This is a genomic window from Sinomonas terrae (genome assembly GCF_022539255.1).
GTDB lineage: Bacteria > Actinomycetota > Actinomycetes > Actinomycetales > Micrococcaceae > Sinomonas > Sinomonas terrae.
In genome coordinates this window covers 339361-356816 of the sequence record NZ_JAKZBV010000001.1, presented here as the reverse complement: position 1 = coordinate 356816, position 17456 = coordinate 339361, and the positions used below count along the sequence as shown (strand labels likewise).

At 68.1% G+C, this 17456-nt stretch carries 14 protein-coding genes; 6 read left to right on the top strand and 8 right to left on the bottom strand.

Annotated features, from left to right (window positions below; all coding sequences use genetic code 11):
- Positions 1 to 160: 160 nt before the first annotated feature.
- From L0M17_RS01715 to L0M17_RS01695, 5 genes are all read left to right on the top strand, one after another.
- Positions 161 to 1204 (top strand): nitrilase-related carbon-nitrogen hydrolase, encoded by a 1044-nt coding sequence (locus L0M17_RS01715; protein WP_241050649.1) that lies wholly within the window; start codon positions 161 to 163, stop codon positions 1202 to 1204.
- Positions 1201 to 2232, top strand: coding sequence for an agmatine deiminase family protein (locus tag L0M17_RS01710; RefSeq protein ID WP_241050647.1), 1032 nt, complete (start codon positions 1201 to 1203; stop codon positions 2230 to 2232). The genes L0M17_RS01715 and L0M17_RS01710 overlap by 4 nt, the downstream gene beginning before the upstream one ends.
- Before the next feature lie 201 nt (positions 2233 to 2433).
- Positions 2434 to 3810: an APC family permease gene (locus L0M17_RS01705; RefSeq protein WP_241050646.1), complete on the top strand. Its 1377-nt coding sequence runs from the start codon at positions 2434 to 2436 to the stop codon at positions 3808 to 3810.
- Between the two features lie 153 nt (positions 3811 to 3963).
- Positions 3964 to 5064, top strand: coding sequence for a pyridoxal-phosphate-dependent aminotransferase family protein (locus tag L0M17_RS01700; protein WP_241050644.1), 1101 nt, complete (start codon positions 3964 to 3966; stop codon positions 5062 to 5064).
- Positions 5065 to 5397: 333 nt separating this feature from the next.
- Complete coding sequence (locus L0M17_RS01695) at positions 5398 to 5901, top strand: GNAT family N-acetyltransferase (protein ID WP_241050641.1); 504 nt, start codon at positions 5398 to 5400, stop codon at positions 5899 to 5901.
- A 113-nt stretch (positions 5902 to 6014) separates the two neighbouring features.
- Here L0M17_RS01695 and L0M17_RS01690 read toward each other — a convergent pair whose 3' ends face one another.
- The 7 genes from L0M17_RS01690 to L0M17_RS01660 form a co-directional block, all read right to left on the bottom strand.
- Positions 6015 to 7196, bottom strand: coding sequence for an FUSC family protein (locus L0M17_RS01690; protein WP_241050639.1), 1182 nt, complete (start codon positions 7194 to 7196; stop codon positions 6015 to 6017).
- Entirely contained in the window at positions 7193 to 8413 is a 1221-nt protein-coding gene (gene rlmN, locus L0M17_RS01685; protein WP_241050637.1) for a dual-specificity RNA methyltransferase RlmN, read from the bottom strand. The genes L0M17_RS01690 and rlmN overlap by 4 nt, the downstream gene beginning before the upstream one ends.
- 390 nt (positions 8414 to 8803) lie before the next feature.
- Positions 8804 to 10699, bottom strand: a complete 1896-nt coding sequence (locus L0M17_RS01680) for an ABC transporter ATP-binding protein (RefSeq protein ID WP_241050635.1) — start codon at positions 10697 to 10699, stop codon at positions 8804 to 8806.
- Positions 10700 to 10724: 25 nt separating this feature from the next.
- Positions 10725 to 11318: a PadR family transcriptional regulator gene (locus tag L0M17_RS01675; RefSeq protein ID WP_241050633.1), complete on the bottom strand. Its 594-nt coding sequence runs from the start codon at positions 11316 to 11318 to the stop codon at positions 10725 to 10727.
- Positions 11319 to 11464: 146 nt separating this feature from the next.
- The gene (locus L0M17_RS01670) at positions 11465 to 11935 is read right to left on the bottom strand and encodes a carboxymuconolactone decarboxylase family protein (RefSeq protein WP_241050631.1); all 471 of its coding nucleotides are present in this window, start codon (positions 11933 to 11935) and stop codon (positions 11465 to 11467) included.
- Positions 11936 to 12162: 227 nt separating this feature from the next.
- Positions 12163 to 13353 (bottom strand): 4-hydroxybenzoate 3-monooxygenase, encoded by a 1191-nt coding sequence (locus tag L0M17_RS01665; RefSeq protein ID WP_241056276.1) that lies wholly within the window; start codon positions 13351 to 13353, stop codon positions 12163 to 12165.
- Positions 13354 to 13622: 269 nt separating this feature from the next.
- Positions 13623 to 14378: an IclR family transcriptional regulator gene (locus tag L0M17_RS01660; protein WP_241050629.1), complete on the bottom strand. Its 756-nt coding sequence runs from the start codon at positions 14376 to 14378 to the stop codon at positions 13623 to 13625.
- Between the two features lie 335 nt (positions 14379 to 14713).
- Here L0M17_RS01660 and L0M17_RS01655 point away from each other — a divergent pair, with 335 nt between their 5' ends.
- Positions 14714 to 16408 carry a GAF domain-containing sensor histidine kinase gene (locus L0M17_RS01655; RefSeq protein WP_241050628.1) on the top strand — a complete coding sequence of 565 codons (1695 nt, stop codon included), beginning with the start codon at positions 14714 to 14716 and terminating at the stop codon, positions 16406 to 16408.
- Positions 16409 to 16452: 44 nt separating this feature from the next.
- Here the strand turns inward: L0M17_RS01655 and L0M17_RS01650 are convergent, their stop codons facing one another.
- Positions 16453 to 17118 carry a response regulator gene (locus L0M17_RS01650; protein ID WP_241050627.1) on the bottom strand — a complete coding sequence of 222 codons (666 nt, stop codon included), beginning with the start codon at positions 17116 to 17118 and terminating at the stop codon, positions 16453 to 16455.
- Positions 17119 to 17456 lie beyond the last annotated feature (338 nt).

Sequence of the window (17456 nt, the reverse complement as noted above, 5' to 3'; positions counted from 1 at the left end):
CGACGAGTGGGCACTTCCTACGCGACGAGTGGGCAGATCTTGTCCAGCGGGGACGGACGCCCCGAGTTCACGCTCTTGACCGTGGGCTGCGTCACTGCTCTAATAAACGAACGTCATTCATTTAGTGACTCCCTAGACTCCCACTCTCAAGAAGGACCCCATGCACGAGATCCTTGCCCTGCAGCCCCCGGTGTCGTGGGCCCGCACGAGCGACGCGGCCGAAGGCCACAGCCAACGCAGAGAACCACTGCGCGTTGCGCTCGTCCAGCACCGCTGGCACGAGGACCCGGCCGAGACCGAAGCCGAACTCGAGGAAGGCATCCGCCGGGCCGCGGCCCGCGGGGCGAAGGTGGTCTTCCTCCCCGAGCTCACGCTCTCGCGCTACCCCGCGGACATGCTCCCGGACTACACGCCGAGCAGCATCGCCGAAGAACTCGAGACCGGCCCCACGCTCGCCTTCGCCCGCCGCACCGCCCAGAAACACGGCGTCGCGGTCCACGCAAGCCTCTACCGAAAGGGCGAGGCAGGCGACGAGCGCGGCTTCAACACCGCCATCCTCGTCGGCCCGGACGGCTCGCTCCTCGCCGCGACGGACAAGCTCCACATCCCGGTCACCGAAGGCTACTACGAGGACAAGTTCTTCCATCAGGGCCCCCAGCCCGGCCAACCGCAGGCGGCCAACGAGGGCTACCCCATCCACGCTCCGGCGGAACTCGGCGGCGCACGCCTCGGCCTGCCCACTTGTTGGGACGAGTGGTTCCCCGAACTCGCCCGCGTCTACTCGCTCAACGGCGCCGAGATCCTCGCCTACCCGACGGCCATCGGCTCCGAGCCGGGGCATCCCGACTTCGACACCGAGCCGCTCTGGCGTCAGGTGATCGTCGGCAACGGGATCGCCAACGGCCTCTTCATGGTCGTCCCCAACCGCTGGGGCAGCGAGGGCCTCGTGACGTTCTACGGCTCGTCCTTCATCTCCGACCCCTACGGTCGCATCCTCGCCCGAGCCCCGCGAGAGGGCTCGGCCGTCCTCATCGCCGACCTCGACCTCGACCAGCGCCGCGACTGGCTCGCCCTCTTCCCGTTCCTCACCACGCGCCGTCCCGAGACCTACGCCGCGCTCACCGCACCGGTCGACGCGGACGCTCCGTTCGGCGTCGCCCGTCAACCCGGCGTCGCCCGTCAACTCGAAGGCGCCCGAGCATGACCTGGCGCATGCCTGCAGAGACCGAGCCGCAGGAGCGGCTCTGGATGGCGTGGCCCTCCGGCGGTTACACGCTCGGAGAGACCGACGCCGAAGCCCATGAAGCGCGCGCTGCCTGGGCCGCCGTCGCCCATGCCGCCCTCCGCTTCGAGCCCGTCACCATGGTTGTCCGCCCGGAGGACCGGGCGATCGCAGCGGCCTACCTCGATGCCCGGATCGGCGTCGTCGAGGCGCCGCTCGACGACGCCTGGATGCGTGACATCGGCCCGAGCTTCGTCAAGGACTACGCCGGGCGGCTGGGGGCGGTCGACTGGGTCTTCAACGGCTGGGGGCAGCAGAGCTGGGCCTCGTGGGAGCACGATTCGGCGATCGGAGCGACGGTTGCCCAAGCCACGGGCGCCGAGATCGTCCGGAGCACGCTGGTGAACGAGGGCGGAGGGTTCCAGACCGACGGCCTCGGTACGGTGCTCCTCACGGAATCAGTCCAGCTCGATCCATTCCGGAACCCCGGCCTCACGAAGGCCGACGTCGAAGCCGAGTTCGAGCGTGCAATCGGCGCCCGCCACGCAGTCTGGCTCCCACGTGGCCTCACGAGGGACACCAAGGAGTTCGGCACGCGCGGCCACGTGGACCTCGTCGCGGCGATCCCGTCGCCGGGGGCGCTGCTCGTGCACGTCCAGACCAATCCGGAGCACCCCGACCATGAGGTGAGCCACGAACTCCTCGAGGTCCTCCACGCCTCGCGAACCGCGGACGGCAAGCCTTGGCAGATCGCCGAGGTCCCGGCGCCGGAGCAACTGCACGACGGCGAGGACTGGGTCGACTGGAGCTACATCAACCACGTCGCCGTGAACGACGGGGTCGTGGCCTGCTCGTTCGGCGACGCTCAGGACGAAAAGGCCCTGCGCCTCCTCGCCGACGCCTACCGCGGTCGGCAGGTCTCCGCCGTCGACGCCCGCGTCATCTTTGCCCGCGGCGGCGGCATCCACTGCATCACCCAGCAGCAGCCCGCGTCCGGCAGGACCCACTGATCGCCTAGCCGCGACGAAGGGCCATACCCGGCCTGACGCTGTCCCCGCACTGCCCTTCAGACAACTGCCCTTCAGGCAGAAGCACTCGCACCCAAGGAGTGATACTCCCCAGGGCCCGAGGCCGGTCCCCCCGCCGTCCTCTGGCCACCGCCCATCCGCTGGCATTGCCGCCGCGGATCGCACGAAAGAAAATGGCCTCTGATGTCTCAGAATTCAACAGCGCTCAAACGGTCACTCGGCCTGTGGGCGATCGTCGGCCTTGGTCTCGGCTACATGACCCCGACCACCGTCTTCGACACGTTCGGCATCGTCTCCGGCGAGACCAATGGCGTGGTGCCCCTCGCGTACCTCGTCGCGCTCGTCGCCATGGTCTTCACGGCCGTCAGCTACGGCCGCATGACCCGCATCTATCCGTCCGCCGGCTCCGCCTACACGTACACCTCCGAGACGATCCACCCGAACGTGGGCTTCCTCGTGGGCTGGGCCTCGCTCCTCGACTACCTTCTTCTCCCGCTCGTCAACGCCCTGCTCATCCGGATCTACATGCAGTCGTTCTTCCCGGACGTTCCCGCGTGGATCTGGGTCGTGGCCTACGTGGTGCTGATCACGGTGATGAACCTCTGGAGCATGAACTCGACGTCGAAGGTCAACGGGATCCTCGTCGTCTTCGAAGTGGTGCTCATCGGCGTCTTCGTGGTCCTCGCCTGGAACGCCCTCACCCACGGAGCCGGGGACGCCTCCCTCTTCTCCTCAGCCCCGCTCTTCCACGACGGCGTGGACATGTCGGCGGTCATCAGCGGCGCGACGGTGGTCTGCTTCTCCTTCATCGGCTTCGACGCCATCACGATGTACACGGAAGAGGCCAAGGACACCAACACCGTGCCGAAGGCGATCGTCCTGGCCCTCCTCATCGGCGGCGCGATCTTCTTCGTCGCGGCGTGGTTCGGCCAGTCGGTCTTCCCCACGCTCGACGGCTTCCAGAACACGGACGACACCCTCCCCGAGATGGCGCTCAAGGTCGGCGGCGAGTTCTTCAAGATCCTCTTCACGTCCGCCGCGTTCGCCGCAACGGTCGCCTCGAGCCTTTCCTCGCACGCGTCGGTGTCGCGCATGATCTACGTCATGGGCCGCAACGGCCGGGGGCCGGTCTCGCGCTTCTTCTCGTTCGTGCACCCGAAGTACCGGACCCCCACCTACGCGGTCCTCTTCGTCGGAGCCGTCTCGCTCCTCGCAATCCCCTTCACGCTCGAGTTCATCTCCTCCATGATCAACTTCGGCGCGCTCATCGCGTTCACGTTCGTGAACCTCACGGTGATCATCCTGTTCGTCTTCCGCCGGAAGCAGTTCCGCTCGCCGCGCGACGTCTTCCGGAACATCGTGCTCCCCGTGGTCGGCATGGGGCTCACCGGGGTCCTGTGGGCGAACCTCCAGGCCGACGCCCTCACCTACGGCGCCATCTGGCTCAGCATCGGCATCGTGTGCCTCCTCGTGATGACGCGGGGCTTCCGCCAGACGATCAACGTGAGCATGCGGGAGGAGGACGCCGTCGAGCTCGACGCCGAGTCAGTCACGGCTTAGCTTGCGGGGCGCTTGATCAAACGCGGTACCTCTTCAAAGCGCACGACGGCGGCGCTCCCCTTCCGCACGAAGGGGGGCGCCGCCGCTGTGCTGCGAATCGCCGTCGCCGCTTCGCGCCGTCGCCCGTTCCGGTGCTGTGTGAGACAGTGAAGCGTGCCCGAAATCCTGCCCTTCCGCTATCTGTTCGGCCCCGGTCCGGGCAACGCCTACCCCGAAGTGATGGCGGCTCTGTCCCACCCGGTGATCGGGCATCTCGACCCGGCTTTCATCGACAGGCTGGACCGGGTCGCGGAGGGCCTCCGGCGCGTGTGGGGCACCCGCAACGCCCGCACCTGGCCTGTGAGCGCGACCGGCTCGGGCGGCATGGAGGCGGCCTTCGTCAATATGGTGTCGGACGGCGATGTCGCCGTCATCGCCGTCAACGGCCTCTTCGGGGAGCGCATGTGCGAGATCGCGCGACGCTGCGGCGCGCAGGTGGTCCGAGTGGACCACGAGTGGGGCCAACCGGTCGACGCCGAACGGGTCCTCAGCGCGCACCCGCACCCGAAGGTGATAGCCGCCGTGCATGCGGAGACCTCGACGGGTGTGCGTTCGGACATCGCCGCGCTCGGCGCCAGCAAGGGTGACGCCCTCCTGCTGGTCGACGCCGTGACCTCGATCGGCGGTCTCGAACTCCGCGCCGACGAGTGGGGCATTGACATCGGGTACGCCGGCACCCAGAAGTGCCTCGGAGTGCCGCCTGGCCTCTCGCCGTTCACGGTTTCGGAGCGCGCGTTCGAGCGGCGCGTGACGGATCCACGTTCGTGGTACTTCGACATCGGCCTGCTCGGTGGGTACGTCGGCGCGGCTGAGGGGCACAGCAGAACCTACCATCACACGGCGCCGGTGACGATGGTGGCTGGGCTCGAGGCCGGCCTTGACCGGATCCTCGCCGAGGGGCTCGAGAACGTGTGGGCCCGGCACGAGGCGGCTGGGGCGGCGCTGCGCGACGGTCTCGAGGCGATGGGCCTCGAACTCTTCGCCGCAGAGGGCCACCGGCTCCCGAGCCTCACCACCGTGAAGGTGCCCGACGGCGTGAACTCAGCCCGCGTGCGCGGTCACCTGCTCGAGCGGTACAGCATCGAGGTCGGGGCCGGCGTGGGGCGGTACGCGGAATCGGTCTGGCGGATCGGGCTCATGGGGCCGAACGCGACCCCGGCCTCTGTGACGCTCATTCTCGGCGCCCTCGACGAGGCGATCGCTGCGGTTCGCTAGCTCGCCGATCCGCGGCCTTCCGCGGCTGTGCTTGCTTCCCGATTCCGACCATCTTTGGCCGCGAATTCCGGGCCTCATCGGCGTGTCGCCACCGACGCGCCGATGAGTCCGTCCGAATGAAGGTCACGAACGGCGGACGGCCCCAGCGGACGGTGCCGGCGGACGGCGCCGGGGGCTGAGTCAGCGGACGACGGCGGGTGGGCGCCCGCCGTCGTCCGCCTCCGCAGGGAGCCCTCGCGCCGCAAAGCGTTCCGCAGAACTCACAGGGGCGTAACGGCACGGAAACGGCAGGGGCCTAGCGTTGAGAGGCATACCCCCGAATCAGGAGGCGGCATGCAGACCCATCCGAAGCTGACAATCCGCAGAACGTCATGGTTCAACCCCGTGGGGCGCGACCTCCGCGCCGCGCAGCAGGCGGAGCTCGACGCACGGTTCGGCCACTCCGGGCACGAAGCCGGCACGCCTCCCACGGCGGCCGACATCGCCGTGTTCCTCATCGCCTACGAGCGCGCCACTGGCCAACCCCTCGGCTGCGGCGGGCTGCGCTGGTTCGACCGGACGACGGCGGAGGTCAAGCGGGTCTACGTTCTCCCGTATGCGCGGGGGTCCGGTGTTGCGAGCTCCATCCTCCTTGCGCTCGAGGCGGAAGCCCACGAGGCCGGCATCACGCTCATCATGGCCGAGGCCGGTTCCGCGCAGCCCGACGGCAGGATGTTCTACGAGGCGGCAGGCTACCGGAAGGTCCCCAACTTCGGGCCGTATCAGGAGGTCGAGGAGTCCACCTGCTACGCGAAGCCGATCATGTCCCCCGTGCGGATCCACGCCGTCGCGAGCTGAGAGGGCGCCTCACCCGGCGGTTCGCCGTCCGATTCCGACCGTCTTTCAGACACCCAATCGGCGCGTCCCTCGCGACACGCCGATTTGGGGGCCAACGGGCCGGCGAATGAAGGTCAGGAACGAACGCGAGCAGGCTCCCAGCGCGCCGCCCAACGCCGGTACGCGCTCGGCGCGAGCACCACGAGCACACCGACCGCGGAGCCGATTGCGGTGTCGATGAACCGGTCGTGAAGCAGCGCGCCGGGGCTCGTGTGCGCGACGAGGAGGGTGGAGAGCAGCGCGAGCGGCGCCACGAACACCTGCGCGAGGAAGTACTGCCGCGCGATGAGCATCTCCACCACGAACTGGCACAGGCCGATGAGCACCACCATGACCCAAGGCTCCGGTCGCAGCGCCGCGATCCCGGCGAGGAGCGCGAGGCCGACGACGGTTCCCAGCACGCGCTGGAGCCCGCGGTTCACGCGGTGGCGGGTCGAGTGGCCCACGAGCGGCACGACGGCGGCAACGATCGCCCAATAGTTGTGCCCGAAGCCGAGCGCCTGGCCCACAGCCGTGGCCGCGGAGCCCGCAGCGGCCGACGCCACGAAATACCCGATGGACTCGAGCCACAGCACCCGCCGTTCCGTGGCTCCGAGACGTACTCGCCAGGCCGCCCGCAGCCCCTTCCACGCCAAGGGCGTCCGGTGCCCAGGGTGCACGCGCGAAACGACGCCGATCGCAAGGCACAGAAGGAACGTCGCGACGACAGTGAGTGTCGCGTCGGCAAGCGGCGGCTGATGCGGAAGCGAGGCAATCGCGGCGAACGCGAAGATGTGGAACAGCGAGCCGGCAGGTCGGAGCCGCCAATAGCCGACGACGACGCTGCACCCCCAGGCCACGATCGTCGTTCCAGCGACGATCCCCCAAGGACCCAGCGCCCCACCCGGACTGAGCCGGGCTGACAGCGTCGCGGCGAGGATGACGCCGATCATGAGCAGCCCTGCCCGCGTTTGGGCCACGAGACGGACGCGATGCGGTTCATTGCGGCCGTAGATCCCCGTGAACGCGGCGAAGTTCGCGAAGATCGCGAGGTCGAGCCGGTTGGTGAGCGTGAGGGTCAGCAGCGGAATGAACAGCCCCGCCGCCGCGCGGAGCGCCGCGTGATGGTCGTTCTTCCCCGGGCCGATGCTGAACAGCACCTCATGCAGGAAGCGGCCGACGACGGCGAGCGGCGCGCGCTGGCGAGCTCCGCCGTCGTCCGCCTCCGCGGGCTTTCCCGCGCTTCCTGAGGTGTCCGGAGTCTTTGCGCCCCTCATTCGACGGCGGCAAGCTGCCCGCAGGCCCCGTCGATCTCCTTGCCGCGCGTGTCGCGCAGCGTCGTGGGAATGCCGGCGGCGCGGAGCGTCTCGACGAACTCGTCCTGAACCTCGGGTTCGGACGACGTCCAGATGGATCCGGGGGTCGGGTTGAGCGGGATCGGGTTGACGTGGACCCAGCCGCGGCCGCGCTTGTTGAGCTTCTTCGCGAGGAGGGCGGCGCGCCACGCGTGGTCGTTCATGTCCTTGATGAGCGCGTATTCGATGCTCACTCGCCGACCCGTTTGGCGGAAGTAGTCGTAGGCGGCGTCGATCGCCTCATCGACCTTCCAGCGGTTGTTCACCGGGATGAGCTCGTCGCGGAGCTCGTCGTCGGGCGCGTGGAGGGACAGCGCGAACGTGACGGGCAGATCTTCCTCGGCGAGCTTGCGGATCGCGGGGACGAGGCCGACGGTCGAGACCGTGATGTTGCGCGCCGACATGCCGAGGCCCTCGGGCGAAGCGTCGACGAAGCGGTGCAGGGCGGCCATGACGCGCTTGTAGTTCGCCAGCGGCTCGCCCATGCCCATGAAGACGATGTTGGTGACCCTTTCATCAGGGTGCTCGGTGACGCCTAGCTCCCCCGCCGCGATGACCCGATTCGCCGCGACGACCTGGTCCACGATCTCAGCCGTGGACATGTTGCGCGTGAGCCCCGCCTGTCCCGTCGCGCAGAACGGGCAGTTCATGCCGCAGCCCGCTTGGGAGGACACGCACAGCGTGATCCGGCCCGGGTAGCGCATGAGGACGGACTCGACCAGCGCGCCGTCGAAGAGGCGCCAGAGGAACTTGATGGTGTTGCCGTCGTCGGTGCGGAGGCGGCGGACCTCGGTGAGGAGCGGCGGGAACATCGCCTCTACGAGCTCCTCGCGGCCGGCCTTCGGCAGGTCGCTCATGCGCTCCGGGTCCGTGGTCCAGTGCTGGAAGTAATGCGTGCTCAACTGCTTCGCCCGGAATGCCGGGAGTCCGAGCTTCTTGAGCTTCGCCTGACGCTCCGCGAGGGTGAGGTCCGCGAGGTGCTGTGGCGGCTGCTTCACCCGCGGGGACGCGAACTGAAGCAGCGGCCGGCCCTCCGCCGTGCGCTGCTGCTCCCAGCCCTCGGCCGCGGGGCGCACCTGAGGGCGCTCGCCGGCGTCGGAGGTCACGGGGGTGTTCGGGGTACGAGTGGGGGAAGTCATCCCGTCCATCATCCCACGCCGGTTTTCGTGATTCCCAATCGGGCGACTATGATTCCGCTCTCCTGCCCCGCCCACTGCCTGTTTCGGGTACAGATCTGCGCACCATTCGTCGTTTCGGGTACAGATCCGCGCACGATTCGTCGTTTCGGGTACAGATCCGCGCAGGTTCCATCGTTTCGGGTACAGATCCGCCGGGGCCCCCGGCTCTCCTGACGCACGACGCCGGGTGCCCGGGCCTCGCATGCGGCGAACCCGCCGTCGTGCGCGCGTTAGGAGAGGATTATCCGTACCCGAGACGGCCAAGGAGGGGATTATCTGTACCCGAGACGACCAGGGAGGGGAATATCTGTACCCGAGACGGCAATACGGGGGTGGGGGGTTAGAGCTGGGTTAGAGCTGTCCCGTCGCCGACGGTTCCGCCGCCTGCTCCGCGTAGAGCCTCGCGTAGGCGCCGCCTGCAATGAGGAGCTCGGCGTGTGATCCGTGCTCGACGATCCGCCCCCGCTCCACGACATAGATGACGTCCGCGCCGACGATAGTCGAGAGTCGGTGGGCGATCGCGATGGTGGTGCGGCCGTGCGCGGCGGTGTCGAGGGCCTGTTGGACGATGCGCTCGGAGATGGTGTCGAGGGCGCTCGTCGCCTCGTCGAGGACGAGGACCTCGGGGTCCTTGAGCAGCACGCGGGCGATCGCGATGCGCTGCTTCTCGCCGCCCGAGAGCCGGTACCCCCGCTCGCCGACAACGGTGTCGTAACCGTCCGGGAAGGTCACAATCGTCTCGTGGATGTTGGCCGCCCGGGCGGCTGCCTCGAGTTCCTCCTGGGTTGCGTCGACCTTCGCGTACCGCAGGTTCTCGGCAATCGTGGCGTGGAAGAGGTACGTCTCCTGGCTCACGATCCCGATGTGACTCACGAGCGACTCCCTGTCGATCTCCCGCACATCCCGCCCCGCAAACCGGACGGACCCGGCGCTCGCCTCGTAGAAGCGCGGGATGAGGTAGGAGACGGTCGTCTTGCCCGCGCCGCTCGGCCCCACGAACGCGGCGAACTGGCCGGGCTGGATGGAGAACGAGACGTCGTCGAGCGTGGCGCGCTCCTCGCCGCGAGCGTCCGGGTAGCGAAAGGACACCCGATCGAACTCGACCTCCCCGAGGCGCGGCGTGTCCGCCGGGAGCGGAGCGGCGTCCGGTGCATCGACGATCGCGGGGCGCAGGTCGAGGTATTCGAAGATGCGGGCGAACAACGCGCCGGACGTCTGCAAATCGAGCGCCACCCGCATGATCGCGATGAGCGGGAACAGCAGCCGGGCCTGGACGGTCGTGAACGCGACAATCGTGCCCGCAGTGATGTTGACTGAGCCTCCCGAAAGGAGCCACCCGGCGACGAGGTACACAATCGCCGGGATCGAGGAGAGGAAGATGCTCACGAGCGCGAAGAAGTACTGGCCGCTCATAGCCTGCTTGATCTGAAGGCCCACGAGGTTGCGGTTCTCCGCGGAGTACTTCCCGATCTCGTCCCGCTGACGGTTGAAGCTCTTCGAGAGGAGGATGCCGGAGACGCTCAGCGATTCCTGGGTGATCGCCGTCATGTCGGAGAGCGATTCCTGGGTCTTCGTCGCGATCCGGGCACGCACCTGGCCGACCCGCCGCTGGGCCACGACCAGGAGCGGCATGAGCAGGACGGCGATGAGGGTCAACTGCGGATTGAGCGCGAGCATCGCGACAAACGCCGCGACGACCGTGACGACGTTGCCGACCACGCCCGAGACCGTGTTGGCCAGGACATTGGCGACGCCGCCGACGTCGTTCTGAAGTCGCGACTGGATGACGCCCGTCTTCGTGTGCGTGAAGAAGCTCAGCTCCATCGACTGCAGGTGGCTGAACAGCTTCACGCGCAGCGAGCCCATCACGGCGTTGCCCACAGTCGACGTCACGTACGTCTGCCAAACCCCGAGCAGCGCGGAAACGACGTAGACGCCGATCATGAGCCCCACAAGCTGCGCCAACCGCGGAAGGTTCGGGTGGCCGCCGGGCGGGAACAGCCCGTCGTCGAACGTCCTCTGGGTGAGCAGCGGCGGGACGACGGAGAGCGCCGCCCCCACCAGGACCAGGACAACGGTGAGGAGGAGCGAATACTTGTGCGGGGCGAACAGCTCCGAGATCCGGCGGAAGAGGTGCGGAATGCGCGGCGCCTCCGCGTTGAGCTTCCGTTGAAGGGCCGCGTCACCGCTCGAGATGCGGCCCCCGCGGACGACGGCGGGTGGTCGCCCCGGGACGTTGTGGGACATAGGCCTCCTAGGCTAGTCGATCGCCCTATTCGGCGAGGATGAGGTAGAGCGCCTTGCGCGCCTCGTCGATGGCGGCCGCCGCCTTCGCGCGCTGCTCGTCGGTCGAGGCGACTTTGAACTGGTGGAGCACGCCCATGAACTTCATGGCGCTCTCCATGAAGGCATCGGTTTCCTCGCTCCGCCCCGGAGCGGCTTCCCAGGCCTTGCGGAGCTCTTCGGCGTGGCCGGCGACGTACTCCCGGCCCGCCTCGGTCAGCGTGTACTCCGTCCGCTTTCCCTCGCCCGCCTGCTCGACGAGGTCCTCGTCGACGAGCTGCTGGAGCGTTGGGTAGACGGAGCCGGGGCTGGGGCGCCACATGCCGTTGGTGCGCTCGCTCGCGGCCTGGATGATGCCGTAGCCGGTGAGGGGCTGTTCGGTGAGGAGCGAGAGGATCATCGCCCGCACGTCGCCGCGGCTCGCGCGGCGGCCTCCCCGGGGGCCGAAACCGGGTGGGAAGCCGTGTCCGCGCCCGAAGCCGGGGCCGAACCCCGGGCCGCCGAAGCCGGGACCGAAGCCGCCCGGGCCGCCGGGGCCGAAGCCGCGCCCTTCGTGATGGTGGTGTTCTGGATGTCCGCGCATGGTGTCCTCCTGAGCGTTAACGGAATTCGGGTCGGATGTGATCCGGTGCTTAACGATATATCGGTGACTGTCGAAGAACAAGGCCTACGAATATGAGAAAGGCCCCGCACGCTCATTGCGTGCAGGGCCTTCCGGGCTCGGCTGGGTCAGGATCTGACCCGATGACGGCTCACGATCGAGACTCGATTGAACGAATTCATCGTCGCCGCAGCCCAGCACAGGGCCGAATAGGCTTGGTCCCCGAGCACGAATCGCGCCGAATCGAGCGCGGCCACCCGCTCGTCCTCGTCGGGCAGGAGCGTGACCGCCTCGGCGATCGTCAGCGCGGCCTCCTCGGTCTCGGTGAAGATCGAGGTCTCCTTCCAGGCCGGCAGGACGCGCAGCTTCACGGCCGCGACGCCGGCTTCTTCCGCGAGGCGCACGTGGAGATCCAGACAGTAGGCGCATCCATTGAGCTGGGAGATCCGGACGTTCGCGAGCTCGACGACGTCGCGCCCCAAGCCTGCCGCCCTCGTCGTATCCCGCACGGCGGCGGCGAGCGAGTTGAGCGCCTTCCACGACGCCGGGTCGGCCTTGTCGAGGTAGAAGGACGTGCGGGTGCCAGGTGCGTCTGCCATAGACGCATCCTTTCACCCGAATCCGGGGCCTCTGCTGCGGCGCCGCCCGGTTTCCGACCTTGATTGCCCGCCAGGTCCGGGCGGGAACGGCGTGTCCCTCGCGACACTCCGGGGCGCGCATTTCAATCAAGGTCGGAAACAGCGAGCGGCGAGCGGGCGACGGCGGGATCCCGGCCGCCGTCGTCCGCTCACCCTGCGAAGGTGACGACGCAACGGGAGACGGGGGGCTACTTGCCCTGCCACCCCGTGTAGCACTCGGCGATGTAGGCACGCCCATGCTCCGACTCGAGCAGCGAGCGGAGTTCGCCGAGCTGACGCGAGCGGAAGAAGCCGTGGTTCTCCTCGGTCGGGACGGTGTGCAGGAGCGTGGTCATCCAGTAGGAGAAGTACTGCGCCTTCCACACCCGATCCAGGGCACGGTCCGAGTAGGTGTCGATGAGCGCCGTCGAACCGCTCTTGAAGTACGAGTCAAAGCTTTCGAACAGCAGGCGGACGTCGTGGAGCGCGAGGTTGAGGCCCTTCGCACCGGTCGGCGGGACGGTATGGGCCGCGTCGCCCGCGAGGAAGAGGTTTCCGTGGCGCATCGGAGTGTGCACGAAGGAGCGGAACGGCAGCACGACCTTGTCGATGACCGGCCCCTCCTTGAGCTCGAAGCCGTTGCCGTTGACTCGCAGGCGCAGCTGCTCCCAGATCTGCTCCTCGGTCCAGTCGGTCGGGTTGGTCTTCGGATCGCACTGGAAGTACATGCGCTGCATCGTGTCGGTGCGCTGGCTGATGAGGGCGAAGCCGTGCGACGAGTTCGCATAGATCAGCTCGGGAGCGCTCCGGGGTGCCTCCGTGAGGATGCCGAACCAGGCGAAGGGGTACTCGTTGAAATACCAGGTGCGCTCAGCCTCGGGGATGTGGACGCGGCAATGCGAGCGCGAGCCGTCCGCGCCGACGAGCATCTCGGCCTCGATTTCCCACTCTTGGCCCTCGGCGTCCTTGAACTGCATCTTCGGCCGCCCGAGGAGGTCGCTGACCTGCGTCTCCGAGCACGAGTACCGCACATCGCCACCGTCGGCCTCGCGCCGAGCCGAGAGGTCGTCGAACACCTCGTTCTGCGGGTAGAGCCAGACGGACTGGCCGGTGAGCCCCTTGAAGTCGATCCGGTGCCCCTCGCCGTTGACACGGAACTCGGTGCCCTCGTGCTCGTGGCCGTTGCGAAGCACGTTGTCCACACCGGATCCGACCAGGAGGTCCACCGACCCCGCCTCGAGGATGCCCGCGCGGACCGTCCGCGAGATCGCGTCGCGGCTCCGGACCTCCACCACCGTGCTGTCGATCCCTGCGCGGGACAGCAGGTGCGAGAGCATGAGGCCGGCCGGCCCCGCCCCCATGATCGCCACCTGGGTCTTGTGGGTCTTGCGCTCGGTCATCGTGGTCACTCGCTTTCTGCTTCCTTCCGGCCGGTGCGCCCGTCCTTGGGCGGCGGCGAACGTCTACTTCGAGTGTGCGCCGAATCACGACGACGGCGTTATCGGCTTTCCGTTCAACGGAACCATGTGGGGCGTTATCTGTACCCGAAATGCTCTGGAGGGGAGGTTGGCGTACCCGAAACGTCTGAGCAGGGGATTATCTGTACCCGAGACGACAGGGTGGGGCGGGGGCTGGGGGTTCGGGGGCTAGGGGGCTGGGGGTTCAGGGGCTAGGGGGTTGGGGAGAGCGTGCCGAGCTGGCGGCCGATGCCGCGGGCGGCCGTGCGGAGGGCTGGCACGATCTGGTGGATGCGCACTTCGGCGAGCGGGACGACGACGCCGATCGCCGCCACCGTGCGCCGCTGGCGATCCTCGATGGGCACAGCGATGCCCCAGGTCTCCGGGTCGACAACACCGGCGAGTTCCGCATAGCCCCTCTCCGCCGAGGTCGCGAGAAGCCGCCGGACGTGGTCGGCGTCGACCTTCCCCGTCGGGTCCCGAAACCGCGCAAGGTAGGCATTCTGCGCGGCGCGGGGCTGGCCGGACATGAGCGCGACCCCGGCCGACGAGACATGGACCGGCATGCGCCCGGCCACCTTCGCTCGGTTCGCCACCGAACCTCGGCGAGAGAGTCGCTCGACGAACAGGACGTCGTCGCCCTGGAGGACCCCGAGGTTGACATTCTGATGGAGGACTTGATGGATGTCGTCCATGAAAGGGAGCGCCGCCTGCCGCAGGAGGAGGATCGGCGAGTTGCGATTCACGAGCTCCCACAGACGCAGGCCGAGCTGGACCTTTCCGCCCGGGGCCTGTTCGAGCAGCCGATGATCCGCTAGCTGGCGCACGAGGCGGTGCGCACTCGTGAGGGGAAGTCCCGCGCGATCGGCGAGTTCGGTCAGCGGAAGCGAACTGACGCCTTCGGGAAACGCCTCCAGGACGCGGACGACGCGGTCGATGACGGAGTCCCCCGAGCTCGAATTAGCCACCGAACGTTCCTTCTATTCAATGGAAGGTCAAGCTTCTACCTTGCCCTTTCAGGCACGCCGAGCGCAAGCGAGCCGCCACGTTTGTCCAATCGCTTGAAATCTGACGCGTGACTCTTCCCGAGGATGTGCCCTTCGGCCAGACTGGTCTTGTTCCGTTCGTACCTGAGGATGGAAAGCAACGGCCTTCGGGCCACCCGGTGAAGCAGCCGCCGGGCAGTTGCCGGACGTCCCAGACGCCTTACCGGGCGCCTGCTTTCGCGGTCAGGAGCTGTGCCGATCCGTTCCGGCGCAGTTCCCAGCGGTGAGAGCCGACAACTGAATCGGAGGTTGCTGCCATGCCGGACCGTCTACCCCGCCGCCTTCAAGGCCTGCTCCGCGAGTTCGTTTCCCGCGCCGAGGAACTCATGCGCCTGCAGGAGCACATGAACGGCCTGCTCTCCGCGGTCGTCTCGATCGCCGAGGATCTGGCCCTCCAGTCTGTTCTCGAGCGGGTCGTGGAATCCGCCCGCGCCCTTGTCGGCGCCAGGTACGGCGCCCTTGGGGTCATAGCTGACGGCCAGACGCTCAGCCACTTCGTCACAGCGGGGACCGACGAGGAGACGGCCCAGCTTCTCCGCGAGCTCACCTCGGGGGAAGGAGCTCTCGGCGACCTCCTGCACAGCCCCCGGCCCGTGCGCCTCCACGATCTCCGCGAACTTCCGGTCTCGGCCGCATTCCCCGCGGACAACCCGCCGCTCCACACGCTTCTCGAGGTCCCCATCCGGGTCCGGGACGCCGTCTTCGGCAACCTGTACCTGACGGAGAAGGAGGACGGGGAGGACTTCTCGGTCGAGGACGAAGAGCTCGCGACGGCCTTCGCCGCGGCGGCCGGCGTCGCCATCCAGAATGCGCGGCTCTACGACGACAGCCGACGGCGGCAGCGGTGGCTCGAGGCGAGCATGGAAGCCAGCACGACCCTCATCGCCCCCGGCGGGGCGGTCTCCGGCGCCGACGTGACGGTCGAACTCGACGCCTCCGCCGATCTCGACCTCGTCGCCGAACGAGCCCTCCACGCGAGCGATTCGGTGCTCGCGGTCATCGCCCGGCCCGGCGATGACCACCTCGAGGTGCGCACCGCCGTCGGCGCCCTGGCCTTGCTCGCAGGGGAAGACATCCCCTTCTCCCCCGCCCTCCAACAGGTCGACGAACAGGGCAAACCGGTCATCATCGGCGACGCCGAGGAGGTTTTCGGGCCGGAAGGTGCCGAGAAGCTCGGCGAGATCCTTGCCGTGCCGCTCGGCCACAGCGGGATGGGGAACCGGCTTCTCATCCTGGCCCGGGGCGAGGGCACTGGCCCCTACCCGCCGTCGGACCTCGACTCCTCGGCAGTGTTCGGCTCCCATGTCGGGCTCGCCCTGGACCTCAACCGTGCCAACCGCCAGCGCGAACACGCGCTGCTCTCGGTCGACCGGGATCGCATCGCCCAGGATCTCCACGACCTGGTGATCCAGAGGCTCTTCGCCGCCGGGCTCAGCGTTCAGAACCTGCGGCGCTTCACGACCGATCCCACCGCCGAGGCCCGCATTACCAAGGTCACCGAGGAGCTGGACGAGACCATCCGGGAGCTGCGGAACACCATCTACTCACTGCGGGCGGAGGAGGAAGAGGACGAATCGTTCTCGCGCACCCTCCTGAACACTGTGCAGGAGGGGCTCCTGAACTCGCCGATCCGGCCACGGATCAGCGTTGCTGGCCGCATCGACGAGGTCCCCGGGCCCATCGCCCGCCAGCTCCTCGCCGTCGTCTCCGAGGCCGTGAGCAATGCGGTGCGGCACTCAGGGGCCCAAGGAGTGAGCGTCTCTGTCACGAGCGACGACGCGTCGCTCGAGGTGATCATCGAGGACGACGGGCAGGGGTTCGCAGATCCCGAGCGCCTGAGCGGCCTCGCGAACATGGAGCACCGGGCTGCTTCCCTCGGCGGGACGAGCGTGTTCGAGAGCGCCCTCGGCGAGGGGACGAAGATCACCTGGCGAGTCCCGCTCCCGGAGTAGGCCGGGCTAGGCAGAGCAGGCCGACCAGGCGGAGCAGGCCCGGCTTATGCCTGCCCCGTTTGGGTCAGGTACAGGGCCGCCTGCGTACGGCGCTCGAAGCCGAGCTTCGCGAGCATCGACGAGACGTAGTTCTTGACCGTCTTCTCCGCGAGCCGGAGCTCCTCGCCGATCTGACGGTTCGTCAGGCCGTGGCCGATGAGCTCAAGGACTCGGCGCTCTTGCGGGCTCAGGACGTCCAGCCGCGGGTCGGGCATTCCGCCGGCGACGATCCCCCTAAGCGCGGCGTCCCGCAGGATCGGGTCGAAGAGGGATTCGCCCTTGGCCGCTCGCCGAATCGCGTTGGCGAGATCATGGCTGCGGATCTGCTTGAGGACATAGCCTGACGCGCCTGCCAGAATCGCGGCACGGAGGGCTTGGTCGTCGTCGTAGCTCGTGAGGATGAGGCAGCGGATCCGGGGGTCTACCGAGCGCACCTCGCGGCAGACCTCGATCCCGGTGCCATCGGACAGCCGCCCGTCCAGCACGGCGACGTCAGGCTTCAAGGCCGGGATGCGGCGGCCCGCCTCGTGGGCGGAATCGCTCTCCCCCACGATGTCCATCCCCTCGTGTTCGAGCAGGTCGCGGAGACCCTGACGCACGAGCTCGTGGTCATCCAGGATGAACACGCGGATCGCGTCGATGCGCGTGTCCTCCACTGCTGTTGTTGTCATGCCGAGACCGTCTCCCATCGCTTCGATGACTCCCCTTGCTTCGCAACGCCCCCACGCGCGAGCGCACGGCGAGGGGCTTCCAGGCCCTTCACCGAGCAGCAAGCTCTCAGTCTGGAACCGAGCGAGCAGCGAAGGCTAGGGACCAAAGTCAGTGGTCGGCGTCGTCCGCGCGGCCCCGATGGGCCCCAACTCGCCGAAATTCACCTCAATCACGCCGAATAGGGACTTTTAGCCCTATAGTGCGCGAGGTCACATCGGCGATCCTGATGGAGGTGCTGTCCCGCCCGGGTCCTCAGATTGCGAGGCCGAAGGATGCACCGTCCGCCCCTTAGCTGGGA